This is a genomic window from Arenimonas sp. MALMAid1274 (assembly GCF_049195245.1).
In the GTDB taxonomy this organism is placed as follows: Bacteria; Pseudomonadota; Gammaproteobacteria; order Xanthomonadales; family Xanthomonadaceae; genus Arenimonas.
Window position 1 is genome coordinate 1 of the sequence record NZ_JBMIRR010000019.1, and the last position, 23971, is coordinate 23971.

Below are 23971 nucleotides of genomic sequence, written 5' to 3' on the forward strand. Positions count from 1 at the left end.
TGGAGACTTACGCGTGTTGAAGTCTATTCTTACTTGGAAGAAGGCGCGGCGTTGCCGCCGTTGCCTTGTCATGGCCAATAGGCCTAACTAATCATTCAAGCCGACGCCTTCGGCGCGGCTTAACTTAGGCGTTAGGCGTCAAGCAAATGTCCCGTCGCAAAGACAGTCAAACCTGGGCCATTTACTGCCGGAGCTTTCTGGTCACGGTTGGTATCGCAGTTGCCACCTTCGCGACGCTGCATCCCGCGGACTTGCTTGCTATCTCCGAGCACGGATATGTCTATGCAGCGCTTTATGCGCTAGCGGCGTCGGTGATTCTGGTAGGCCTTCTTGGTTCGACTCGATTCATGCAGGGGGTTGCGGAAGTAGTTGGCCACGACACATTCAGCGTTGTTCTCCTCGTCGTCGCTTTTCCCTTGTATCTTGTTATAAGGCCCTTCTACAGGTCACGCGGATAGCTCGTGGGCCTAACCAATCATTCAAGCCGAACCCACTGCCTGGGTCGGCTCAACTCAGGCGTTAGGCCTCATGTCCAACACTGCGCGCAAACTCCTCCTCTGGATCGCCGTGTTCGTGCTGTCTTTCCCGTTACTCAATCTCAGTGGCTGGTTTGGCGTTGGCATCCCCCTTGGTCTCGTCCTTTCGATCCTCTACTGGTTCGATCTCGCGCAAGAACTACGCAACAACCCAAATCCGAGTCGGCGAGTTCGCGTAGCCAGTGTCTTGATGGGTGTGCCCCAAGCAATGTTCGGCCTGGTGTGTGCTGGAATAGGCGTAGCAATAGTCGCCTGGGTCCTTTACAACACTTTCGTGGAGCGTCAACCCAGCTACTCAGGCGGCTTCCTTACCCTCGGTATAGGGCCCGCGTTGATTTTGTTCGGCTTGGGCTGGCTGGCGACGGCATTTCACCGCAACACAAACGGGCCGGATGAGGCCTAACTGATCATTCAAGCCGACGCCTTCGGCGCGGCTTAACTTAGGCGTTAGGCCTCATGAGCAAGCAAAAAGGATTGCCAGATTCCGCGCTAGCGGCTCGTGTTGTCGCAGGCGTGCGGGCGATCACCATGGAGTGGCCATTCGTCACCTCCGCCTCGGATCATTTCGCGGGCTACTTCAACGAGCTTGGCATAACCTTGACCATCGATTCCGATGCCCGAGACGATGACGTTCTGTCACTCCAGAATATGCTGCTGGCCTACCTAGACAGCTTCTGGGCTAAGGAGAAGCCTGATTTTACTTGGATGGTCATGTTCTCCGATGGAACAAAGACGATGGTGCCCCTAGTTCTTGGCGACGGTCCACGCTCTGGCTCTGATGATCTCCGGGCATGAGGCCTAACAATTCATTCAAACCGAACCCGCTTCGCGGGTCGGCTCAATTCTGGTGTTATATCTCTGAGGCCGCGTCATGACGAAGAACGCTTTGCTGATCTTGCTGCTCGCGATCCTCTTGCCACTTGGTAACGCAGGCGCAACAAGGCAAAAGGAGGCGTTGGAGAGATATAGCTTGCCGTCACTTTCCTATTGGCTGTTTAGCAAGGATGTTTGCGGCGATGCCGCATATGTTCTGGATGCGGACGGGTATGCTCACCGCGTGATTGTCGGTAGTTACATCGGCAGGAATCAGGGGCGTATCTCCAAGATAACTGAGCAAGCGATTGAACTGGTTGAACTCTATCCCGATGGCGAGGGTGGTTTGTACGAAAAAACTGCACAAATTGAGTTCGCGAACTAGGCTGAATCCACTTGCTTTGCGAGAATGCGCAATCCAACTAGTCATTCAAGCCGACGCCTTCGGCGCGGCATAACCAAGGCGTTAGGCCCCTATGCGAGCCTTATTGGCAATTGAAAGTGATCTTTGGCATGACGGCGACGGCCTGACCCGCTGTCGACTGCAACTATCCAACGATTTCTTTTCGGCCCGCACTTCGGCTTGGGGCAATGACGACCAGCATCTGGCCCTTGCATCCGCGCTATCCGGCTTCCCTGTTGCTCCATCTTCGGAGGTGGTCTTCCGATTTTGCACGCCAGGTACCGGCACCTGCGAACTTCACTACGCCTGTCTGGATGGAACTGGACATCTAGGCCTATGGGCGCACATTGAGGCGGAGGACCCGGCAAACAACGGGCGGCACGAGCGAGGCTCGCTGTTCATGCGATGCGATCCGGCGGGAGTCGACTCGTTCGTTGCCTCGCTCCGCGGGTTCATGGCAGGCTCGCCGAACAGGGCTGAGCTATCCTGGCTAGGGCCCTAACTGTTAATTCAAGCTGACGCCTTCGGCGCGGCTTAACTTAGGCGTTAGGCCTCAGATGTCAGTTCAAGGCAATCGAATCAGCTTGCGCCACGTGGCGATAATCACCGGTGCTCTCGTGCTTGCAGGAGCAGCCGGGCTCGCGTTGTTGGCCTATCGGGGCACAGGGCCGGTGCCAGTTGTCGTTAAGGCGGAGTGCCTTCCCACTCCGGGCAGCATCAAGAGTCTCGGCCCGGCTCTTGGCGCTGAGGAACTGGCAGCGCTTTCTCCGACTGACTCCGTCATCCTTCGAGAGCTTCGCCCACATCTCCAACCAGGCGACACGGTGCACCGGTTTGAGACAGGAGTCACCGGCGGACTTATGGGTCTTCGAGGTTCCTTCTATGTCGCTCAGCACGTATCTTGGATACGCTAAGGCCTAACTCAACATTCAAGCCGACGCCTTCCTGGCCCCGTATCTCATCTGGGCCAGCGCGCGGGCCGGCGGCGATGCAAGGATTCTGCTGCTAGGTGCTGGGCGCACCCCATAGGCTCGACGGCGCGTCCCCCCCCAATCATTCGTTCGAGTGGACTTGGCGGCATCACCCAACCATCATCCGACGACATCCCCCCGGCCACGGCACGAGGCGTCAGCTGTCATGAATCCAGCAAAGGTTGTCCGCGAAAAGCTGAAGAAGTTCACCGACCTGCCGAACATCGGTCCCGCCGCCGCCGGGGACTTCGAGGTCCTGGGTTTCACCAGTCCCCTTCAGCTGACGGGCGCGGACCCGCTCGAGTTGTACAGGACGCTCATCCGCGTTACCGGCACCCATCAGGACCCGTGTGTCCTGGATGTCTTCATTTCGGTCACGGATTTCCTGGCCGGCAATCCCCCGAAACCATGGTGGCACTTCACGGACCAGCGCAAGCAACGCTACGGGGACCTTCGCTTTCTTGATTCTCATCGGCCATCGTGACGCTGCGAAATGCCGCGGGGCGCGTGATGCCGCCGCCGGAGGCGTCCATGGAGAACCTCTAAGGGAGGTGCAGGATGGCCATCGAGATTCTTCAAGACGACCTAGCCTCGACGCAGGTCCACGCGCTCATCAACGAGCACCTCAATGGCATGCACGGCAGTTCCCCGCCTGGCCATGTGAATGCGCTCGCGATCAGCAGCCTGCAGGACCCCAGCGTCACCTTCTGGACGGCATGGATCGACGGGAACCTGTGCGGATGCGGCGCGCTGAAGCAGCTGGATTCGCGGACCGGTGAGGTCAAGTCCATGCGTACACGCCCCGCCTACCTGGGCATGGGCGTCGGCCAGTCCATTCTCGACAGGATCATGCTGACGGCAATCGAGCGCGGCTACTCGCGTCTGTTGCTCGAGACCGGCACCGGCCCCAGTTTTGAGCCCGCCCATCGGCTCTACCAGCGCAATGGCTTCGAGTGGAGCGGCGCGTTCGGCGACTACACGGCCACGGACTTCAACGTCTTCATGGTCAAGCGTCTCGGCTAGTCCTTCTTTGGACATGGCACGGGGCTTTCGGCAAGCGTCGTCCGGGGCTGGTGGCTCGGCGGAACCGCCTCCAACAGGGCGAGATGCTTGCCGTCCCGCGTGCGCTGACCTACGCTCCGGACGGGTCGTCGGTTCACGCCGACACCTTGCCCGGGCGCTCGCCCCCATCCACGGTCCCAGGAACGTCCATGACCCGATTGCTGCTTCTCTTTGCACTGCTCGTCCCGGCCACCCTGTCGGCGCGCGATTTCCAGTCGGAGGCCGAGACCCGGGCTTTCTGCGACAAGGTGATGACCCAGGTGGCGACCGGCGACCTGAAGGGCGAATTCGACCTGATTAAGGAAGCGTGGTTGATGAACTCATTCAATTTCTCGGACTCGGTGCTCGACGAGCTCTGATGAACCCTGCCCCTGGCCAGCCTGGATTGCTGGAAGACCTGATCATTCGCAGCGCGGACAACGCCGCGCTGCGGCCGCAACTGCTGGCCGCCCTGCGGCAGTCACGCATCGCCGTGCCGCTGGACAAGGGCCTGGAGAACGGCGCCTTGCCACCCGACTTCAAGCCCCTCACCCTGAACGCCGACCAGGGCTTTCCCGTGCTGGCCATCTTCACCCGACCGGAGAAGGCCACGCCCTGGATCAAGCAGCAGCCCGCTTTCCAGCACGTGCTGGTGACCGGGTTTGAATGGGCGCTTCGGATCACGCGGCCGCCGTTCGGCATCGCGGTCAATCCGGGCTACAAGTATTCAATTGCCCTGACGCCCGACGAAGTCGCGGCGCTGCGGGTGGAAGCGATGTCCGACCACTGAACTGCCGACCACCATCGCGAAGCCAGGAGGAGCCGTCCCATGACTGAGGCCAAGACCAAACCCACGTCGGCCAGCATCGAAGACTACCTCGCATCGCGCGCTTCGCCGGCGCAACTGGCCGACTGCCGCGAGTTGATGTCCCTGCTCAAGCGCGTCACCAAGGAATCGCCAAAGATGTGGGGCCCGAGCATCGTCGGCTACGGCAGCTACCGCTATCGCTATGACAGCGGCCGCACCGGCGAGGCCTGTGCCACCGGCTTTGCCATCCGCGGCCGCGAACTGGTGGTCTACATCGTTTCGGAAACGCCGGACCAGCAGCAGCTGCTGGCCAGGCTGGGCAAGCACAAGATGGGAAAGTCCTGCCTGTACATCAAGAACCTGGCGGACGTGGACCCGAAGGTGCTGGAAGCCCTTGTGAAAGGCTCCGTGGCCGAGATCCGACGTCGCCATCCCGACACGGCGCCGTAATCCGGCGTCCCGGCGACACCTGCGCGCACACGCAGACGACATCGCTCTCAGCCCGCCTTGTTCCCGACGCCCCGCTGCGACAAGCTTGCACGCAGCGCCCACCGGAAGCCTCCCGTCATGAAGCCCGCCTGCCTGCTGCTGTTCGCCCTCGCCTGCCAGCCCGTGCTGGCAGCCGTCGATGACTTCGACACCAAACTGGCGAAGGCCCGCGAGAACCTCGCCTCCGAAGCCGGCGCCGCCTACGACCGCAAGCTGGGCCTGGCCATGCAGGCCCTGCCTGCGTTGGTGCCGGCGATGAAGGACTGCGCCACCCGGCACCCGGAACAGCAGGATGTCCACGGCTACTTCGAGTTCACCGCCGGCGCGCCGTATCGCGTGGTGCTGCGGCCCGCGTCGCCCTACGCCGGCTGCCTGGAAAAGGCCCTCTCCGGCCACGACGTGCCCGCGCCGCCGCAGCTGCCCTGGTACAACCATTTCCTGTTCGCCACCGATCCCGCCGGTTAGCATTGGGCTCCGACAACAATGGATACCTCCATGACCTCCAGGTTTGCCCTGATCGCCCTCGCCGTACTGCTGGCCGCCTGTTCCGCTGCGCCCGCGCCGGAACCCGCGCCGTCCGCTGCGCCCGCAGTGACCGCCGATGCCGCCCCCGCGGCTGCGCCCACGGCGTCCGTGCCGGCCGTCAGTGCCCCGGCCGATGCCGACGACGCGCAGGCCTGGCTGCTCGGCACCTGGGAGCTCAGCTACGACCCGGACAACAGCCCCAAGGATCTGCTGGTGTTCGCCGACGGCGGCGCGCTGCAGATCCAGGACGCGCAGGGCGTCAAGGCCTACGACGGTCGCTGGTCGCTGAGCGGCTCCACGCTGTCCATGGCCTTCCAGGTCAATGGCCGCGAGGTCGCGTTCGACGCCACCGTCTCGCCCGCGCGCGACCGCATCACGAATGAAAGCGGCGCCTACTACACCCGCGTTCCCTGAGTCGCCGCAGCTCCTGACCCGCTGAGCCATGGCCACCGAATCGGGCAACGAACTCCTCAACGTGGTGGTGCTGCTGGGCGCCGCGGTGGTTGCCGTGCCGCTGTTCAAGCGCCTGGGCCTGGGCTCGGTGCTGGGCTACCTGGCCGCGGGCTTGGCCATTGGTCCCTTCGGCCTGGGACTGTTCTCGGACCCGCAGGCCATCCTGCACACGGCCGAGCTGGGCGTGGTGATGTACTTGTTCGTGATCGGCCTGGAAATGCGGCCCACGCACCTGTGGAGCCTGCGCGGCGAGATCTTCGGGCTGGGCTCGCTGCAGATCGGCCTGTGCGGGCTGATGCTGACCGGCGTGGGGCTGGCCTTCGGCTTTCCCCTCGGCGTGTCCTTCATCAGCGCCATGGGCTTCGTGCTCACGTCCACGGCGATCGTGATGCAGCTGCTGGGCGAGCGCGGCGATGTCGCCCTGCCCCGCGGCCAGCGCATCGTGGCGGTGCTGCTGTTCGAGGACATGCTGATCGTGCCGCTGCTGGCGATCGTGGCCTTCATGTCGCCGGCCGATGCGGCGCCGGTGGCGGCGGTGGAACGCTGGCGCGCGATCGGCATCGGCCTGGGCTCGCTGGCCGCGCTGGTGATGGCGGGCGTGTGGCTGCTCAACCCGATGTTCCGTGTGCTGGCCAAGGCGCGCGCGCGCGAGGTGATGACCGCCGCGGCTCTGCTGGTGGTGCTGGGCGCGGCGCTGCTGATGCAGCTGGGCGGGCTGTCGATGGCGATGGGCGCGTTCCTGGCCGGCGTGCTGCTGTCGGAGTCGAGCTTCCGGCACCAGCTGGAGGCCGACATCGAGCCCTTCCGCGGCATCCTGCTGGGCCTGTTCTTCCTGGCGGTGGGCATGTCGCTGGAGCTGGACGTGGTCTGGGCCAGCTGGCCGCTGATCGCCTCGGGCGTGCTGGCGATGATGGCGGTGAAAGGCCTGTGCATCTATGCCGTGGCGCGACTGATGAAGAGCGGCCACGCCGAAGCCCTGGACCGGGCGGTGCTGATGGCGCAGGGCGGCGAGTTCGCCTTCGTGCTGTTTTCGGCCGCGGCTGCCGCCGGCGTGATCGACGCCCGCGTGAACGCAAACATGACCGCCATCGTGGTGCTGTCGATGGCGCTGACGCCGCTGTTCGTGATCGCGCTGCGCAAGCTGTCCAAGGCCGCGGCGCCGTCGATGGAGGGCGTGGAGGAAGCGCGCGACCTCAAGGCCAAGGTGCTGCTGATCGGCTTCGGCCGCTTCGGCCAGATCGTCAGCCAGCCGCTGCTGGCGCGCGGCTTCGAGATCGTGATCATCGAGACCAGCACCGAGGACATCCGAAACGCCGCCGACTTCGGCTTCAAGGTCCACTACGGCGACGGCACCCGCATGGACGTGCTGCACGCGGCCGGGGCCGATGAGGCTTGCGCCATCCTGGTCTGCATCGACGACCGCGCCGCCGCCAACCGCATCGTCGAGCTGGCGCGGCCCGAGTTCCCGCACGCCAAGCTGATGGTGCGGGCGATCGACCGCGAGCATGCGTTCGAGCTGGTCAAGGCGGGCGTGGATTTCCACATCCGCGAGGTGTTCGAGTCGGCCATGGCCTTCGGCGAGGCCACGCTGCGCGAGCTGGCAGTGTCGCCGGAGGAAGCGGCCCAGGTGCTCGCCGACGTGCGCCGCCGCGATGGCGAGCGCTTCGAGCTCGAGACGGCCGGCGGCCTGTTCGCCGGGCGCGCGCTGATCTACGGCAACGCGGTGCCGCACGGCCTGAAGGCCACGCCCCAGGCAGCCGCGGCGGAACCCGAACGCAGCGACTGAGCCGTCGCGGCGCGCCGGCCCTGCGGTTGCCCTAGACCTCGCGCTCCATGCCGGGACGCGCCAGCACCACGTCACTGCCGAACTTCGCGCGCATCTGTTCGGCCAGCGCCTCGCGCGCATCGTCCTCGCCGTGCACCAGCAGCACGGGCGGGCGGTTCTCGATCTGCGCGTACCAGGCCAGCAGGCCGGGCTGGTCGGTGTGCGCCGACAGTCCGCCGACCGTGTGCATGGTGGCGCGCACGTGGATCGGCTCGCCGAACAGCCGCACCTCGCGCGCGCCGTCCACCAGGCGGCGGCCCAGCGTGCCGTGGGCCTGGTAGCCCACGAACATCACGTGCGCCTGCGGGCGGCCCAGGTTCTGCCGCAGGTGGTGCCGGATGCGGCCGCCGTTGCACATGCCCGAGCCGGCGATGATGATCGCGCCGCGCTCGTGCCCGTTGATGGCGCGCGACTGCTCCACGTCCGCGGTGAACTGCAGGTTCGGCAGCCGGAAAGGATGCGGCCGACCGCGCCACACCTTCTGCGCCTGCGGGTCGAACAGGCTCTCGTGGCGGTCGTAGACCTCGACCCCCTTCGCGGCCATGGGGCTGTCGAGGAAGATCTTCCAGCGCGCCAGCTTCCACTCGTCGAAATAGCGGGCGAACCAGTACAGCAGCTCCTGGCTGCGGCCGACCGCAAATGCGGGGATCAGCACGTTGCCACCCTCGTTCCAGGCCCGCTCCAGCACCTCGCCGATCTCGGCCAGGGTGGCCGCGCGTTCGCGGTGGCGGCGGTTGCCGTAGGTGGATTCCATCAGCAGCAGGTCGGCGCGCGGCACCGGCGCGGCGTCGCGCAGGATCGGCGTGCCCTTGGGGCCGAGGTCGCCGGAGAACACCAGAACGCGTTCGCCGCCGTCCTCGCGCACCGCCAGCTCGACGCTGGCCGAGCCCAGGATGTGGCCGGCATCGCGCAGGGTCAGGCGGATGCCGGGCAGGATGTCGTGCGGCGCGCCGTAGCCCAGCGGCCGCACCTGGGCCAGCACGCGCTTCACCTCGGCTTTCGTGAAGAGCGGCTGGTGCCGGGCGTGCCCGTCGCGCCGGTGCTTGTTGTCCTGCATCGCGTCCATCTCGGCCAGCGACGCGGCGTCCTCGAGCATGATGCGCAGCAGGTCGGCCGTGGCCGCCTGCGCCCAGATCGGCCCGGTGAATCCGCGCTTGACCAGCAGCGGCAGGCGCCCGCAGTGGTCGATGTGGGCGTGGCTGAGCACCACCGCGTCCACGCGCGCCGCATCGAAGCCGAACGGCTCCTCGTTGCGGCGCTCGTCTTCCTCGCTGCCCTGGATCATGCCGCAGTCCAGCAGCAGGCGATGGCCCGCGGCTTCCACCTCGTGGCAGGAGCCGGTGACCTCGCCGGCGGCACCGTGGAAGCGTACGCGCATGGCCGGGGCGGCGCGCCTCAGCGCTTGGCGCCCATCTCCTGCAGCAACTGCGGCGCCGGGTAGACCTTGTCCATGATCCACAGCATGTAGCGGTGGTCCACGGAGATCATGCGGGTCATGGCTTCGTCGAACACCCAGTTCGAGCTCACCGATTCCCAGTTGCCGTCGAAGGCCAGGCCCACCAGCTCACCCTTGCCGTTGAGCACGGGCGACCCGGAGTTGCCGCCGGTGATGTCCAGGTCCGACAGGAAGTTCACCGGCACCGCGGCGCGCTGCTGCGGGCTCATTGCCGCGATGGCGTCGAGCTGCGCCTTGGGCGCGTTGAAGGGTTCGGTGTCGGTGGCCTTGGCCACCACGCCATCGAGCGTGGTGAAGGGCGTGTACTCCACGCCATCCCGCGGCGTGTAGCCCTTCACGTTGCCGTAGGTGATGCGCAGGCTGAGGTTGGCATCGGGATAGACGCCCTCGCCCTGGCTGCGCTTGTACTCCTGCACGGCGGCCAGGTAGACCGGACGGTAGCGGCTGCTTTCGCCGCTGCGCGCCTTGGCGGTGTCCTCGAGCTGCATCATGGCCGGCTGCAGGGCCACCACCAGCTTGAGCAGCGGATCGGTGCTGGATTCGAAGCTGGCGCGGTCGGCATTGAGCAGGGCCAGGCGGGCATCGGTGCCGCCCAGCGTGGTCCTGGCGTAGGTGTCGTCCAGCGCGCGCTGGATCGCGGCCGCGTCATTGCCACCCAGCCAGGCATCGATGGCGGCCACGCGCTGGTCGGCCGGCAGCTTCACGTATTCGCCCAGCCAGTAGGCCAGCAGCTGCTTTTCCATCTTCGGGTCGTAGCGGCGCTCGAGCTGGCGGATGGCACCGTCGAAGCCCGGCAGGTCGCGTTCCTGGTACCCGGCGGCGCGCTCGGCGTTGGGCTTGGCGCGTTCGATCGACAGGCGGTACAGGCCGCGCACGTTCGAGAGCAGTCCGGTGTTGGCGAACTGGCCCACCAGCGCGTCGCGCAGACGGGTCTTGCGGGCCTCGGCGGCCACGGCCACCAGGCGCGCATGGGCGTCCAGCGCGGGCTGGCCGTCCTTGCCGCGGCTGCGCAGCCAGGCCAGCACGGCGTCTTCCTGGCGGCGCTTGCTGTCCAGCGCGTCAATGCGTTCGAAGCCCTCAAGCTGGCCCTGCCAGTTCTTCATCGCGTTCTGCCAGCCGCGGATGGTGGCGGCGTACTTCACGGCGATCTCGGGGTCGGCCTTGCCGGCGGCGTCCACCAGGCCCACCACGTCCTGCAGGTACTTGCCCTGCACCGGATACTGCCACTCGGCCACGGACTGGAATTCATCGAACAGCGCGTAGCGGTTGGTGCTGCCCGGGTAGCCGGCCACCATCACGAAGTCGCCGGTCTGCAGCGCGTCGGTGGCCAGGCGCAGGTGCTGGCGCGGCCTGAAGGGCACGTTGTCGGCCGAGTACGGGGCCGGCTTGCCGTCCTTGCCCACGTAGGCGCGGTAGAACGCGAAATCGCCGGTGTGGCGCGGCCACATCCAGTTGTCCACTTCACCGCCGTAGTTGCCGATCGCACCCGGAGGCGCATAGACCAGGCGCACGTCCTTGATCTCGATCTGGCGGAACAGGCGGTAGGTCTGGCCACCGAAGAAGCTGTAGAGCGTGCAGCGCATGCCGGGCTCGGTCTCGCAGTCGCCGATCAGGGCCTTCTGCGCGCCTTCGATCGCCTTCTGCCTGGCCAGGCCGTCCTGCGACGGGTTGGTGGCGGCCAGCACCTGGTCGGTGACGTCGGTGATCTGGTCCATCACGTAGACGCGGGCGTTGGGGCCGGCGGAGACTTCCTGCGCGCGCGTGGCGGCGTTGAAGCCGTCCTTCATCAAATTGCGCTCGGCGGTGGAGTTGAGCTGGATCGCGCCGTAGGCGCAGTGATGGTTGGTGACCACCAGGCCCTCGGGCGACACGAAGGAGGCGGTGCAACCCCCCAGCGCCACCACGGCGCCCATCGGATCGCCGGTGAGGTCGGCCAGCTGCTTCGGATCCAGCTTCAGGCCGGCCTGGCTCAGGGGGCCGGCGATCTCGGGCAGCTGCTGCGGGACCCACATGCCTTCCTTGGCCTGCACGGCCAGGGACGCGGACAGGGCGACGACGAGTACGGCAAGACGCATGGTGGCTTTCCTTGGGACGCGGGCAAGACCCCAAGCGTACCAGCGCCCGCATGGGCGCGGGCCGGTGGCCGGTATAGACTTTCGGCAGGAGACAATCGGGAGCGGATATGCGGGCGACGATGAGGGTCGGGCGGGTCCTGGTCTTGGCAGCCTTCGGCACGGGCTCCGCGTGGGCGCAATCACCCGATGCCGCACTGTCGGCCCGCTGGGACGCGGTCTGCGCCGGCGCCGTTCCCGCAGGTCCGCTGGCGGCGCGCTGCGCGGAGATCTTCGCGGGCGGTCCCGGCAGCCGCGATATCGCGGCGGCCGGCAATTTCCTCGGCGAGATTCCGGGCCAGGGCCGCGCGGCCACGCGCGACGGCGCGCCCGAGGACGGCGATCTTCGCACCGAGCTCGGCGCCGGGTGGTCGCTGTTCGCCAGCGCCGACACCGGCCGCCTCAAGCGCCGGGATGGCGTAAATGAAGCACCCTTCGACGGCGACACCGGCGCCATCAGCGCCGGCGTCGACTGGGCACCCGGCACCGACTGGCGCCTGGGGCTGCTGCTCAACCACGCCCGCGATGAACTCGATTTCACGCTGTCCGACGGCAGCCTGCGCACGCGCTTCACCGGCCTGATGGCGCTAGGCGGCTGGAACCTGGGCGAGCAGTGGTCGCTGGACGGCTACGCGGGCCGCCTCGATGGTGACTACCGCATCCAGCGGCGCATCAACTACCGATTCGTCGCGGGCGGTGGCGTGGACGCCGCCGCCTCGGCCCGACCCGATGCCGAGCGCGACCTGGCCGGCCTGGGCCTGACCTGGGCGCGGTCGCAGGGCGCCTGGGAATGGCAGCTGGGCGCCGGCCTGGACTGGCAGCGCACGAGCATCGAGCCCTACCGCGAAACCGGGGGCGCCGGCCTGGCCCTGACCGTTCCAGGTCGCGCCATCGTCAGCCGGCGCGGCCGCCTGGACGCCAGCCTGGGCCGCACCCTGTCCACCGGCTGGGGCGTGTTGCAGCCGTTGGCCCGGGTGGGCTGGCGGCACGAGTACGCCAACCCGGCGCGCCCGCTGACGGTGCGCTTCGTGGAGGACCTCAACGGCACGCCGGTGGTGTTCGAGACCGACGATGCCGACACCGGCTGGGGCGAGGCCAGCCTGGGCGCCGTGTTCGTGTTCACCGGCGGTCACTCGGCCTTCGTCGAGTACCGGCAGCGCTTCGGCCAAGATTTCCTGCAGGAACGCATCCTGTCGGTGGGCTGGCGCTTCGAGCTTCCCTGAACGGGCCGTTCCGGCCGGTGTGCGGGCGGCGGGTATAATCGCCGCCCTCAGGCCCGAGGGGCCCTGCCGGACACGACCATGGCACAGCAGATGATGAAGGCGCTGGTGAAGCGCCACGCGGAAAAGGGCATCTGGATGGAACAGGTGCCGGTGCCCTCGCCCGGCCCGAACGAAGTGCTGATCAAGCTCGAGAAGACCGCGATCTGCGGCACCGACCTGCACATCTACAAGTGGGACGAGTGGAGCCAGCGCACGATCACGCCGGGCCTGGTGATCGGCCACGAGTTCGTCGGCCGCATCGTCGAAATGGGTCCGGGCGTCACCGGCTATTCCGCCGGCGACCGCGTGTCGGCCGAAGGCCACCTGGTCTGCGGCCACTGCCGCAACTGCCGCGCCGGCCGCCAGCACCTGTGCCCCAACACCGTGGGCATCGGCGTCACCCGACATGGCGCCTTCGCCGAATACATCGTGATGCCGGCCAGCAACCTGTGGCCGATCCCGGACTCGATCCCGTCCGAGCTGGCCGCGTTCTTCGACCCCTACGGCAACGCCGCGCACTGCGCGCTGGAGTTCGACGTCGTCGGCGAGGACGTGCTGATCACCGGCGCCGGCCCGATCGGCATCATCGCCGCCGGCATCTGCAAGCACATCGGCGCGCGCAACGTGGTGGTCACCGACGTCAACGACTACCGCCTGAAGCTGGCGGCCGACATGGGCGCCACGCGCGTGGTCAACGTGTCCAAGCAGTCGCTGAAGGACACGATGAAAGAGCTGCACATGGAAGGCTTCGACGTGGCGCTGGAGATGAGCGGCAACCCGCACGCCTTCAACGACATGCTCGACGCGATGTACCACGGCGGCAAGATCGCCCTGCTGGGCATCCTGCCCAACGGCGCCGGCATCAACTGGGACAAAGTGATCTTCAAGGGCCTCACCCTGCACGGCATCTACGGCCGCAAGATGTACGAGACCTGGTACAAGATGACGCAGCTGGTGCAGTCGGGTTTCCCGCTGCAGAAGGTGCTGACCCACCAGGTGCACATCGACGACTTCCAGAAGGGCTTCGACCTGATGGACTCGGGACAGTGCGGCAAGGTCGTCTGCAGCTGGTCCTGACGCGCTCCGCCGTCGCCCCGCCCCGCCCCGCCCCTCGTCGCCGCCTGCGCCCCGCCGGGGTGCTGGCGGCGTGGCTGGCCTGCGCGTTCGCGCTGGTTCCAGCGCCGGCCTGGGCCGAGCGCGAGCCCGAGCTGGTGGCATCGGAGCTGGTGGACGCGCGGCTGCTGTCCGGCCCCGGCTGGCGCGTGGACCCGCAGGTGCAGGTGCGCGGCTACCAGGCGCGCTTCCGCATCTACACCGACTGGGGCGAGCTTGAAGCCGACAGCGTCGAGCTGCTGGCCGCGCGCATCGCTGAAATGCCGGCGGTGGAAGCGCTGCATCGCGCCGGCGTGAGCCAGGTGTTGCTTGAGTCCACGGCCGGCAAGTTCGGCGAGCCGGTGAACGCGGTCGGCGCGATCGCGGACGAGCCCGGACGCACCGCGCGCGGCTTGCCGCGCGGCGTGGGCCGCTACTTCGGCGAACGCTGGCAGCAGCTTCGCAGCCGGGTGCGCCGCCTGGCCGACCGGGGCCACGACGTGATCATGGTGGACGGGTCGCCCTACGATCGCCCGGACGGGCCGCTGGGGGCTTCGGGCCAGAAGGACGGTCCCTCGCGCAGCTGGTGGCAGCGCCGCGGCCGCGACGTGATGAAGCTGGCCAAGAGCGAGATCGGCTACCCCGGCGCGCGGCGCGCGCTGGCCGACCGGCTGGCCGTGGATCCCTACACGCGAAATCCGCTGATTGTGCCGCGGCTCGACGCGCTGGCCTGGGCCGAGACCGGCGGCCGCCTGGCCACCGGCGAAGTGCTGGGCCTGATCGGCGGCCCGGCGGGCGAAGCGCTGGTGCGTGCGGTGCAGATCAACCGACTGGTGCTTGAAGCGCAGCCCGAACAACTCAAGGTGCGCAACTTCGGCCTGCTGTCCGAGCACTGCGCCGACGAGCGCCTGATCCGCGCCTTCCTCTCCGACGGCGCCTACACGCCCAGCCTGCAAACCGCGTTCACCGACCTGGTGACTGCCCTTGATCCGTCGGCAGGTTGCGAGGCGCTTCTGGAGACCGCGCTGATGGCCGGCGACGAAGCCCAGGCCCGCTTCGTGGTCAGCGCGCTGCGCCTGATGCAGCACGCGCTGGACGAGGACGCACCCGGCGGGCGCTTCGTGCCGCAGGGCGCGCTGCTGGCCTACGAAACCACCAGCGGAGAATTCGTGCTGCCGCTGGCGGTGGACTGGCTGGCCTGGACCCCAGAAATCCGTCGCTGGTTCGATCTGCCCACGGTGGGCAACCGCCCGCGCCGCACGCTGCTGGTGGCCGGTGCGCTCAGCCCGCGCGCGGAGCGCGAGCTGACCGAACGCGGCTGGAGCCTGGTCACCCGCCTTCCCTATCCCGGCGCCCCGCCCTACCGGCGCGATCTGTCTTTCCCTACCCGGCCGGCTCACGGCACCTATTGAGTTCGGCGCTGGATCGGGTGCCGGGCGTACCGGGGAGGCGCAAGACCCAACACGACGCAAACAGAAAGGCCGCGCAGATGCGCGGCCCTTCTGATACAGCAGCAGCAGGTGAATCAGCCGCCGATCGAGAAGCTCAGCACGAGGCGGTTGTCGGCCACGTCGCCGAAGTTGTTGTCGCCGCTGGCGTCGGTGCCGTAGAAGCCCAGGGCCGCATTCACCGGGCCGAAGTCGCGGTTCACCGAGACCGACCAGTCGTTGTAGTCCTCGATGCCGGTGTCGCCGAAGGTGCTGTGGCCGAAGCTGACGTCCAGGCCGACGTCGTAACCCAGCGTCCAGCTGCCGGCGATGCCGTAGTAGAAACCGTCGTCGTCGAGATTGTAGACGTCGTTCGTGTAGCCGACCGTGAGGCTGTAGGTCTCGTCCAGGGCCAGGGTGGTGATGAACTCGTTGTAGTCGCCGTCGCCGAAGCCGTCCTGCTCGCCCAGGTAGTTGTAGCGGTTGAGCATCAGGTCCAGGTTCCAGCGGTCGCTGAGGTCGACGTTCCAGCCGATGTAGGTGTCGATCTCGATGTCTGGGCCGCCGCTGCCGAAGTCCACGTTCGAACCCCAGACGCCGACGTAGAAGCCGTTGTCGAAGTTCAGGTCGGCGCCCAGCTGCAGGGCCGCTTCCTCGTCGGTCTGGGACACGCCGCGGAAGACGTAGTCGCTTGCCAGGGTGGCGTTCCAGCTGAAGATGGATTCCTCTTCCTCGACCGCCACTTCCTCGGTGGCGACCTCGTCCTGGGCGAAGGAAGTCAGGGGCAGCGCTAACAGCGCGGCGGCGAGCGCGAGCGAAAGGGTGTGGCGGGTCATCGGGAACTCCTCGTCGGTGGCAGTAAGTGGCGCTGTCTTGCCTGGTTATGTGGTGCTGGTGTGGGGCCCTGCGCCGGCCGTGTCATATTCCGGCCGGGTGTTGAAAATAATGAGCATAGTGTCCGTCGGCATCTGCCATAAGGCATGCGGCGGTGCACCATTGCACTCTGCCCGCCGCCGCTTCGACCCGCAAGACCTGACCGCGGCGCGCCGACCACCGATAATGGCGCCCTCCCCAGCCCTGCGAGCCCACCCATGTCCGATGCCGACCTTGCCCGCTACGCCGCCGAACTCGACGCCCTGCGCGCGCAGGGCCTGTTCAAGGCCGAGCGCGTCATCACGGGCCCCCAGTCGGCGGAGATCGAACTGGCCGACGGCCGCCGCGTGCTCAATTTCTGCGCCAACAACTACCTGGGCCTGGCCGACCACCCCGAGGTGATCCGGGCGGCCAAGGACGCGCTGGACAGCCATGGCTTCGGCATGGCCTCGGTGCGCTTCATCTGCGGCACGCAAGACCTGCACAAGGACCTGGAGGCCCGGATCGCCCGCTTCTTCGGCACCGAGGACAGCATCCTCTACGCCGCCTGCTTCGATGCTAACGGCGGACTGTTCGAGCCTTTACTCGGTGAAGAGGACGCCATCATCTCGGACGCCCTCAACCACGCCTCCATCATCGACGGCGTGCGCCTGTGCAAGGCCAAGCGCTACCGGTACGCCAACAGCGACATGGCCGACCTGGAAAAGCAGCTGCAGCAGGCCCGGGCCGATGGCGCCCGCACGATCATGATCACCAGCGACGGCGTCTTCTCGATGGACGGCTTCATCGCCCCGCTCGACGAGCTGACCGCGCTGGCGGCGAAGTACGGCGCCCTGGTGCACATCGACGAATGCCACGCCACCGGCTTCCTCGGCGCCACCGGCCGCGGCAGCGCCGAGGTCAAGGGCGTGATGGACCGCATCGACCTGTTCACCGGCACCCTGGGAAAGGCCCTGGGCGGCGCGCTGGGCGGCTTCACCACCGGCCGCCGCGACGTGATCGAGCTGCTGCGCCAGCGCTCGCGTCCCTACCTGTTCTCCAACTCGCTGCCGCCGCACGTGGTGGCCGCCGGCATCCGGGTTTTCGACATGCTGTCTCAGGCCGACGACCTGCGCGCGCGGCTGGCGGAGAACACGCGCTACTTCCGCGAGCGCATGGCGGCGCTGGGCTTCGACCTCAAGCCGGGCGTGCATCCGATCTGCCCGGTGATGCTGTACGACGCACCGCTGGCGCAGAAATTCGCCAGCCGGCTGCTGGAGGAAGGCATCTACGCGATCGGCTTCTTCTTCCCGGTGGTGCCCAAGGGCCAGGCGCGCATCCGCACCCAGATGTCGGCGGCGCACACGCGCGAGCACCTGGACCGGGCCATTGCGGCCTTCGCCAAGGTCGGCGCCGAGCTGGGCGTGATCAAGGGCTGAGCGGCGCCAGCGCTGCCGCTTCGGCGTCGCTGAGCGCGCGCCACTGGCCCTTGGGCAGCTCGCCCAGGGCCAGCGGCCCGATGGCCACGCGGATCAGCCGCAGCACGCCCAGGCCGTGCAGGGCCAGCAGGCGCCGGATCTGGCGGTTGCGGCCCTCCGACAGCACGATCTCGAGCCAGGCGTTGCGGTTGCCGTTGCGCAGCAGCGTGGCCGAAGTGGCGCGCAGGAAGTCGCCCCCGTCGCTGCGGCCCGCCATCAGGGACGCGAGCAGCGCGGCGTCGGGCACGGCGTCCACCTGCACGTGGTAGGTCTTGTCGGGGCCGGTCGCTGGGTCGGTGATCGCGGCCGCCCAGGCTGGGTCGTTGCTCATCAGCAGCAGGCCTTCGCTGGCCTGGTCGAGCCGGCCCACCGGCGCCAGCCAGGGCAGGTCCGCACCGGCCAGGCAGGTGTAGACGGTGTCGCGGCCGCGCTCGTCGCGGGCGGTGGTGACCAGGCCGCGGGGTTTGTTCAAGGCCAGGTAGACGCGACGGGCCTCGGCCAGGTCGCGGCCGTCCAGGGCGAGGCGGTCGCTGCCGGGGCGTACCGGATGCTCGGGATCGCGCACGGTGCGACCATTGACCGCAACGCGTCCTTCGCGCACCCATTCGGCCGCCTGCGTTCGCGAGCACACTCCGCGCTTGGACAGCGCGCGTGCGACCCCGTGCCGCGGCGTCGAAGGCGCCGCACCGATGGGTTCGGCGCGCGCGCTGCGCGGCGGGGGTCGCTTGCGAGGCGGTGGCATCGGCATCCGCGAAGCATGGCGCATGCGTAGGGAGTGAGGCCAGCGCCGCACGCGCCGGTTCCAGACAGCTGCGGTTCACCCACCCATCACCGTTGGAAAACGACCATACGCCCATGCCCATGACTCCCCACGACGCCCCTGCCCTTCCGGCCTGGCGACGCGCCGCCCGCGCGGCCGCGCTCTGGTTCGACACCCGCGCCGTGCCCGCCGACGACGGCGATCCGGACCGGATCGACTGGCTGCGCGTGGTGCCCTTCATCGCGCTGCACCTGGCCTGCCTGGCGGTGTTCTGGGTCGGCGTGTCCTGGTTCGCGGTGGGCGTGGCGGTGGCGCTGTACGCGGTGCGCATGTTCGCAATCACGGGCTTCTACCATCGGTACTTCTCCCATCGCGCGTTCAAGACCTCGCGGCCCGTGCAGTTCGTGTTCGCGGTGCTGGGCGCGGCCTCGGTGCAGCGCGGTCCGCTGTGGTGGGCGGCGCACCACCGCCACCACCACCGCCATGCCGACACCGCGCTGGACCTGCATTCGCCGCGGCACGGCTTCTTCCGCAGCCACATGGGCTGGTTCCTGACCCGGCGCGGCTTCGGCACCAACCTTGACGCGATCAAGGACATGGCGCGCTTCCCCGAACTTCGCCTGCTGGACCGCTTCGACATCGTGGTGCCGGTGCTGCTGGCCGTGGGCCTGTACGCGCTGGGCGCCTGGCTCGAGGGCGCCTACCCGGGCCTGGGCACGAATGGTCCGCAGCTGCTGGTGTGGGGCTTCTTCGTGTCCACCATCGTGCTGTTCCATGTCACGGTCACCATCAACTCGCTGGCGCACCGCTGGGGCACGCGCCGCTACCCCACCCGCGACGACAGCCGCAACAACGCGCTGCTGGCGCTGCTGACCTTCGGCGAGGGCTGGCACAACAACCATCACCACTACCCCGGCTCGGCCCGCCAGGGCTTCAAGTGGTGGGAACTGGACCTCACCTACCTGGGCCTGCGCGCGATGGCGCTGCTGGGCCTGGTGCGCGATTTGCGTCCGGTGCCCGCCTCGGCACTGAACAAGCCGCGGGCGGAAGCCGCATGAGGATCGCGGTGGTGGGCAGCGGCATCGCCGGACTCGGCGCGGCCTGGCTGCTGTCGCGCCAGCACGAGGTGGTGCTGTTCGAGCGCGAGGCGCGGCTGGGCGGGCACACGCATACGCACCGCGTGCAGCAGGCCGGCCGCGAGTACTCGGTGGACAGCGGCTTCATTGTCTTCAATGCCGACAACTACCCGCTGCTGACCGAACTGCTGCAGGGCCTGGACGTGCCGTCGCAGGCCACCACCATGAGCTTCTCGGTGCAGGACGCGCGCAGCGGGCTGGAGTACAACGCCACCGACCTGGACAGCCTGTTCTGCCAGCGGCGCAACCTGGTGTCGCCACGGTTCTGGGGCATGGTGCGCGACATCCTTCGCTTCTACCGCGAGGCCCCCGCGCTGCTGGCGCTGGCCGACGACGGTCCGTCGCTGGGCGACTACCTCGGGGAAAACCGCTACGGGCGCATGTTCATCGAGGACCACCTGGTGCCGATGGCGTCGGCGCTGTGGTCGTCGCCCGTGAATGGGGTGATGGGCTTTCCGGCCAAGTACCTGGCGCGCTTCATGGACAACCACCACATGCTGCAGGTGCAGGACCGGCCGGCCTGGCGCGTGGTGACCGGCGGCTCGTCCAGCTATGTGCGCGCGCTGCAGAAGACCTGGGCCGCCAGCGTGCGCCTGTCCTGCCCGGTGCGCGCCGTGCGGCGCGACGCCGGCGGCGTGAGCGTGCGCACCGACATCGGCGAGGAAAGGTTCGACCAGGTGGTGCTGGCCTGCCACAGTGACCAGGCGCTGGCGCTGCTGGCCGATCCCAGCGATGCCGAGCGCGAGGTGCTGGGCGCCATCCCCTACCAGGCCAACGAAACCGTGCTGCACACCGACCGCCGCCTGCTGCCGCGCAACCGCAAGGCCTGGGCCGCGTGGAGCGCCTACGTGCCGGCCCAGGCCGGTGCGCCCTGCACCGTGAGCTACTGCATGAACCTGCTGCAGGGCCTGCAGTCACCCGAGCCCTTCGTGGTCACGCTAAACCGCAGCAAGGACATCGACCCGGCCAAGGTGCTGGCGCGCATGCAGTACCACCATCCGGTCTACACCCATGCCAGCGTCGCCGCGCAGAAGCGGCGGCACGAGGTCAGCGGCGTGAACAACACCTGGTACGCCGGCGCCTACTGGGGCTTCGGCTTCCACGAGGACGGGCTGCGCAGCGGCGTGGACGTGGCGCGGGCGCTGGGCGCGTCGTGGCCCTGAATTCGGCGATCTACGAAGGCTGGGTGCGCCACCGCCGGCACGCGCCGCGCGCTCACGCTTTCCGCTATCGCATGTTCCAGCTCTACCTGGACCTGGCCGAGCTCGACCAGCTTTTCGCGGGTCGCTGGTTCTGGTCGCTGGACCGGCGCAACCTGGCCCAACTGCGCCGCCAGGACACCTACGGCGACCCCGCGCTGCCGCTGGATACCGCGGTGCGCGACCGCGTGCAGGCCGAGCTGGGCCGGCGCCCGGACGGCCCGATCCGGCTGCTCACGCACGGACGCTACTTCGGCGTGACCATGAATCCGGTGAGCTTCTACTACGGTTTCCTGGCCGACGGCGTGACCCTGGACTGGGTGCTGGCCGAGATCACCAACACCCCCTGGAACGAACGCCACGCCTACCTGCTGCAGGCCGCCGATGCGCAGCGCCATGGCCAGGTGCTGCAGTGGGACTTCGCCAAGGATTTCCACGTCTCGCCCTTCATGCCGATGCAGCGCCAGTACCGCTGGGCCCTGCAGCCGCCCGGGGAGACCCTGCGCGTGCACATGGACGTCAACGACGGCGACACCCACGAATTCGACGCCACGCTGGTGATGCAGCGAAGGCCCTGGAATGCCCACACGCTGGCTTCATGCCTGGCGCGGTATCCCTTGCTCACCGCCAAGGTCGCCACGGCCATCTACTGGCAGGCCGCCCGGCTCTGGCTCAAGCGCATTCCCTTCCAGCCCCATCCCCATCCCCGGAGTTCCCGATGAGCAGCCCTGCCGACAGCCTGGACCACGGCACGACCGCCGCCGACCGCTACGGCGCGCTTGACCGTGCGCTGCGCAAGCGCCTGCTCGATACGCTGGACGGCCTGCAGGGCGGCGTGGTGACGGTGCGCGACGCGATCGGCACGGTCCGCGTGGGCGAAGGCGGCGCGCTGGCGGTTCACCTGGACGTGCTCGACCCGGGTTTCTATCGCGCCATCGCTTCCAACGGGTCAGTGGGTGCCGGCGAGTCCTACATGGACGGCCAGTGGCGCTGCGACGACCTGGTGGGCCTAATGCGCCTGCTGGTTCGCAACCGCGACCGCCTGGATGCGATGGAGACCGGCCTGGCGCGCCTGGGCGGCATGGCCATGCGCGCCTGGCATGCCTTCCGCCGCAACACCCGCAGCGGCAGCCAGCGCAACATCGCGGCCCACTACGACCTGGGCAACGACCTGTTCAAGCTGTTCCTGGACGACAACCTGATGTACTCCTCGGCGATCTTCGCCGACCCGGGCGAGTCGCTGGAGGCCGCGCAGCGCCGCAAGCTCGAGCGCATCTGCCGCAAGCTCGACCTCAAGCCCAGCGACCACCTGGTGGAGATCGGCACGGGCTGGGGCGGCATGGCCCTTTACGCCGCCCGCAACTTCGGCTGCCGCGTCACCACCACCACCATCTCGAAGGAACAGCACGCGCTGGCCACGGCCCGCGTCGCCGAGGCCGGGCTGTCTGACCGCGTCACCGTCCTGCTGGAGGACTACCGCGACCTGCAGGGCCGCTACGACAAGCTGGTGTCGATCGAGATGATCGAGGCCATCGGCCACCAGTACCTGGAAACCTACCTGGCCAAGTGCGCGTCCCTGCTGACCGACGAGGGCCTGGCGCTGGTCCAGGCCATCACCATCGAGGACCGCCGCTACGAGCAGGCGCTGGGCTCGGTGGACTTCATCAAGCGGCACATCTTCCCGGGCAGCTTCATCCCCTGCGTCAGCGCCATCACGTCGGCGGCCGCCAAGGCCAGCGACCTGCGCCTGGTGAACCTGGAGGACATCGGTCCGAGCTACGCGATCACCCTGCACCACTGGCGCCTGCGGTTCCTGGCGCGCCTGGACCAGGTGCGGGCGCTGGGCTACGACGACCGCTTCATCCGCATGTGGGAGTTCTACCTTGCCTACTGCGAGGGCGGCTTCATCGAGCGCTCGATCGGCGACGTGCACCTGCTGTTCGCGCGGCCGGGCAACCGCCGCGACCAATACCTGCCTGCACCCGAGGCAGCGTGAGATGAACCGCACGCTGTTCACCGCCGCCAATGTCGTGGGTTACCAGCTGGTATGGCTGGCCAGCGTGGCCGGTGCCGGCCAGGGCATGGCCTGGGCCGGCCCGCTGGCCTCGCTGGTATTCGTGGCGCTCACGCTGGCCTTCGGAGGCAAGCGCCAGGCCGACCTGCGCATTCTGGGCCTGGCCCTGGTGCTGGGCTTCGTGCTGGACACCGCGTTCGCCGCATCGGGCTGGCTGGTGTACGCGCAGGCCTGGCCCTGGGCCTGGGCGGCGCCGGTGTGGATCTGGTCGCTGTGGGCGGGCTTCGCGATGACGCTCAACCATTCCATGGCCTTCCTGCACGACCGCCCCTGGGCTGCCGCCCTGCTTGGCCTGTTCGGCGGTCCGCTGGCCTACTGGGCCGCCGCAGGCGCCTTTGACGCCGTCAGCTTCGGGGCGCCGGTGCCGTGGGTGATCGCGGCCCTGGCGCTGGGCTGGGCCGTGGTGCTGCCGCTGCTGCTCGCGCTGCAGCGCCGGCTGTCGCCCCGGATCGGCGCGCGGGTGCCGGCATGAGTCTCTGGCTTGCCGTCGCCCTGGTCTGGCTGGCCTCGGCGCTGGGCATGACCGCGCTGTGGCTGTTCTCGATGCGCGTGCGAAACGTCGGCTACGTCGACGTGGGCTGGGCCGGGCTGATGGCCCTGGCGGCGCTGTTCGCCAGCGTGGTGGGCGAAGGCTCGCCGCTGTCGCGCGGACTGGTGGCGATGTTCGGCAGCGTCTGGGGCGCACGGCTGTGCCTGCACCTGCTGCACCGCGTGCTCAACGAGGAGGAGGACGGCCGTTATCGCGCGCTGCGTGCGGAATGGAACGGCAGCCCCGCGAAGTTCTTCGGGTTCTTCCAGGTGCAGGCCGTGGTGGTCGCCCTGTTCAGCCTGCCCTTCCTCGCCGCGGCCGGCAACGCGAAGGCCCAGCCCGACCTTTGGACCGTGGCCGCGCTGGCGGTCTGGCTGTTGTCCATGGCCGGCGAAAGCCTGGCCGACCGACAGCTGGCGCGCTTCCGCGCCGACCCCGCCAACCGCGGCAAGACCTGCCGGGTCGGGCTGTGGGGCTGGTCGCGGCATCCCAACTACTTCTTCGAGTGGCTGCACTGGTCCAGCTACGTGCTGCTGGCCGTAGGCGGCGGCTTGTTCTGGCTGAGCCTGCTCGGCCCGATCGTGATGTTCGCCTTCCTCTACCGCGTCAGCGGAATCCCCTGGACCGAGGCGCAGGCGCTGCGCTCGCGGGGCGAGGACTATGCGCGCTACCAGCGCGAAGTCAGTGCATTCTTTCCCTGGCCGCCGCGCCGCAAACCCTGATCCACGGAG

General features: G+C 68.0%; 25 protein-coding genes. 21 read left to right on the plus strand and 4 right to left on the minus strand.

Translation table 11 applies throughout. The features are described from left to right. Positions 1 to 528 precede the first annotated feature (528 nt). The 11 genes from ACOQFR_RS00385 (at position 529) to ACOQFR_RS00435 (ending at position 7825) form a co-directional block, all read left to right on the plus strand. Positions 529 to 939, plus strand: a complete 411-nt coding sequence (locus tag ACOQFR_RS00385; RefSeq protein WP_421377479.1) for a hypothetical protein — start codon at positions 529 to 531, stop codon at positions 937 to 939. Positions 940 to 992: 53 nt separating this feature from the next. Further along, the gene (locus ACOQFR_RS00390; RefSeq protein WP_421377481.1) at positions 993 to 1331 is read left to right on the plus strand and encodes a hypothetical protein; all 339 of its coding nucleotides are present in this window, start codon (positions 993 to 995) and stop codon (positions 1329 to 1331) included. Between the two features lie 76 nt (positions 1332 to 1407). Next, a complete protein-coding gene (locus ACOQFR_RS00395; protein ID WP_421377483.1) occupies positions 1408 to 1734 on the plus strand; it encodes a pilus assembly protein PilP in 327 nt (108 codons plus the stop codon). Between the two features lie 1155 nt (positions 1735 to 2889). Further along, positions 2890 to 3207: a helix-hairpin-helix domain-containing protein gene (locus ACOQFR_RS00400; protein WP_421377484.1), complete on the plus strand. Its 318-nt coding sequence runs from the start codon at positions 2890 to 2892 to the stop codon at positions 3205 to 3207. A gap of 74 nt (positions 3208 to 3281) precedes the next feature. Beyond that, complete coding sequence (locus ACOQFR_RS00405) at positions 3282 to 3746, plus strand: GNAT family N-acetyltransferase (protein ID WP_421377486.1); 465 nt, start codon at positions 3282 to 3284, stop codon at positions 3744 to 3746. 188 nt (positions 3747 to 3934) lie between these two features. Then, a complete protein-coding gene (locus ACOQFR_RS00410; protein WP_421377488.1) occupies positions 3935 to 4144 on the plus strand; it encodes a hypothetical protein in 210 nt (69 codons plus the stop codon). Continuing rightward, positions 4144 to 4554: an SseB family protein gene (locus ACOQFR_RS00415; protein ID WP_421377490.1), complete on the plus strand. Its 411-nt coding sequence runs from the start codon at positions 4144 to 4146 to the stop codon at positions 4552 to 4554. Before ACOQFR_RS00410 ends, ACOQFR_RS00415 begins: the two co-directional genes overlap by 1 nt. A 39-nt stretch (positions 4555 to 4593) precedes the next feature. Further along, positions 4594 to 5022, plus strand: coding sequence for a DUF1801 domain-containing protein (locus tag ACOQFR_RS00420; RefSeq protein ID WP_421377492.1), 429 nt, complete (start codon positions 4594 to 4596; stop codon positions 5020 to 5022). Between the two features lie 117 nt (positions 5023 to 5139). Next, on the plus strand, positions 5140 to 5526 hold the full coding sequence (locus ACOQFR_RS00425; protein WP_421377493.1) for a hypothetical protein: 387 nt from the start codon (positions 5140 to 5142) through the stop codon (positions 5524 to 5526). 30 nt (positions 5527 to 5556) lie between these two features. Further along, positions 5557 to 6000, plus strand: a complete 444-nt coding sequence (locus tag ACOQFR_RS00430) for a hypothetical protein (protein ID WP_421377495.1) — start codon at positions 5557 to 5559, stop codon at positions 5998 to 6000. A gap of 28 nt (positions 6001 to 6028) precedes the next feature. After that, positions 6029 to 7825 carry a monovalent cation:proton antiporter-2 (CPA2) family protein gene (locus ACOQFR_RS00435; RefSeq protein WP_421377497.1) on the plus strand — a complete coding sequence of 599 codons (1797 nt, stop codon included), beginning with the start codon at positions 6029 to 6031 and terminating at the stop codon, positions 7823 to 7825. Between the two features lie 31 nt (positions 7826 to 7856). Here the strand turns inward: ACOQFR_RS00435 and ACOQFR_RS00440 are convergent, their stop codons facing one another. Then, a complete protein-coding gene (locus tag ACOQFR_RS00440; protein ID WP_421377499.1) occupies positions 7857 to 9242 on the minus strand; it encodes an MBL fold metallo-hydrolase RNA specificity domain-containing protein in 1386 nt (461 codons plus the stop codon). Positions 9243 to 9259: 17 nt separating this feature from the next. Then, positions 9260 to 11332, minus strand: coding sequence for a S46 family peptidase (locus tag ACOQFR_RS00445; protein WP_421377593.1), 2073 nt, complete (start codon positions 11330 to 11332; stop codon positions 9260 to 9262). A gap of 182 nt (positions 11333 to 11514) precedes the next feature. Here ACOQFR_RS00445 and ACOQFR_RS00450 point away from each other — a divergent pair, with 182 nt between their 5' ends. From ACOQFR_RS00450 to ACOQFR_RS00460, 3 genes are all read left to right on the plus strand, one after another. After that, complete coding sequence (locus tag ACOQFR_RS00450) at positions 11515 to 12654, plus strand: autotransporter outer membrane beta-barrel domain-containing protein (RefSeq protein ID WP_421377500.1); 1140 nt, start codon at positions 11515 to 11517, stop codon at positions 12652 to 12654. A gap of 78 nt (positions 12655 to 12732) precedes the next feature. Further along, the gene (tdh, locus tag ACOQFR_RS00455) at positions 12733 to 13770 is read left to right on the plus strand and encodes an L-threonine 3-dehydrogenase (RefSeq protein ID WP_421377502.1); all 1038 of its coding nucleotides are present in this window, start codon (positions 12733 to 12735) and stop codon (positions 13768 to 13770) included. Further along, on the plus strand, positions 13740 to 15197 hold the full coding sequence (locus ACOQFR_RS00460) for a hypothetical protein (RefSeq protein WP_421377504.1): 1458 nt from the start codon (positions 13740 to 13742) through the stop codon (positions 15195 to 15197). The genes tdh and ACOQFR_RS00460 overlap by 31 nt, the downstream gene beginning before the upstream one ends. Before the next feature lie 113 nt (positions 15198 to 15310). Here the strand turns inward: ACOQFR_RS00460 and ACOQFR_RS00465 are convergent, their stop codons facing one another. After that, positions 15311 to 16048 carry a TorF family putative porin gene (locus ACOQFR_RS00465; RefSeq protein ID WP_421377506.1) on the minus strand — a complete coding sequence of 246 codons (738 nt, stop codon included), beginning with the start codon at positions 16046 to 16048 and terminating at the stop codon, positions 15311 to 15313. A 255-nt stretch (positions 16049 to 16303) separates the two neighbouring features. On the opposite strand from ACOQFR_RS00465, the gene kbl reads away from it, so the two are divergent. Beyond that, positions 16304 to 17503: a glycine C-acetyltransferase gene (gene kbl / locus ACOQFR_RS00470; RefSeq protein ID WP_421377508.1), complete on the plus strand. Its 1200-nt coding sequence runs from the start codon at positions 16304 to 16306 to the stop codon at positions 17501 to 17503. On the opposite strand, the gene ACOQFR_RS00475 is transcribed toward kbl, so the two are convergent. Continuing rightward, positions 17493 to 18308: a pseudouridine synthase gene (locus ACOQFR_RS00475; protein WP_421377594.1), complete on the minus strand. Its 816-nt coding sequence runs from the start codon at positions 18306 to 18308 to the stop codon at positions 17493 to 17495. The genes kbl and ACOQFR_RS00475 overlap by 11 nt on opposite strands. Before the next feature lie 89 nt (positions 18309 to 18397). On the opposite strand from ACOQFR_RS00475, the gene ACOQFR_RS00480 reads away from it, so the two are divergent. The 6 genes from ACOQFR_RS00480 to ACOQFR_RS00505 are packed head-to-tail and all read left to right on the plus strand — an operon-like array spanning position 18398 to position 23962. Continuing rightward, positions 18398 to 19360, plus strand: coding sequence for an acyl-CoA desaturase (locus ACOQFR_RS00480; protein ID WP_421377509.1), 963 nt, complete (start codon positions 18398 to 18400; stop codon positions 19358 to 19360). Further along, positions 19357 to 20601, plus strand: coding sequence for an NAD(P)/FAD-dependent oxidoreductase (locus tag ACOQFR_RS00485; protein ID WP_421377511.1), 1245 nt, complete (start codon positions 19357 to 19359; stop codon positions 20599 to 20601). The genes ACOQFR_RS00480 and ACOQFR_RS00485 overlap by 4 nt, the downstream gene beginning before the upstream one ends. Then, entirely contained in the window at positions 20523 to 21359 is an 837-nt protein-coding gene (locus ACOQFR_RS00490; protein ID WP_421377596.1) for a DUF1365 domain-containing protein, read from the plus strand. Before ACOQFR_RS00485 ends, ACOQFR_RS00490 begins: the two co-directional genes overlap by 79 nt. Continuing rightward, entirely contained in the window at positions 21356 to 22633 is a 1278-nt protein-coding gene (locus tag ACOQFR_RS00495) for a class I SAM-dependent methyltransferase (RefSeq protein ID WP_421377513.1), read from the plus strand. Before ACOQFR_RS00490 ends, ACOQFR_RS00495 begins: the two co-directional genes overlap by 4 nt. 1 nt (position 22634) lies before the next feature. Then, positions 22635 to 23183, plus strand: a complete 549-nt coding sequence (locus ACOQFR_RS00500; RefSeq protein ID WP_421377514.1) for a DUF2878 domain-containing protein — start codon at positions 22635 to 22637, stop codon at positions 23181 to 23183. Next, the gene (locus ACOQFR_RS00505) at positions 23180 to 23962 is read left to right on the plus strand and encodes a DUF1295 domain-containing protein (protein ID WP_421377516.1); all 783 of its coding nucleotides are present in this window, start codon (positions 23180 to 23182) and stop codon (positions 23960 to 23962) included. The genes ACOQFR_RS00500 and ACOQFR_RS00505 overlap by 4 nt, the downstream gene beginning before the upstream one ends. Positions 23963 to 23971: the final 9 nt, after the last annotated feature.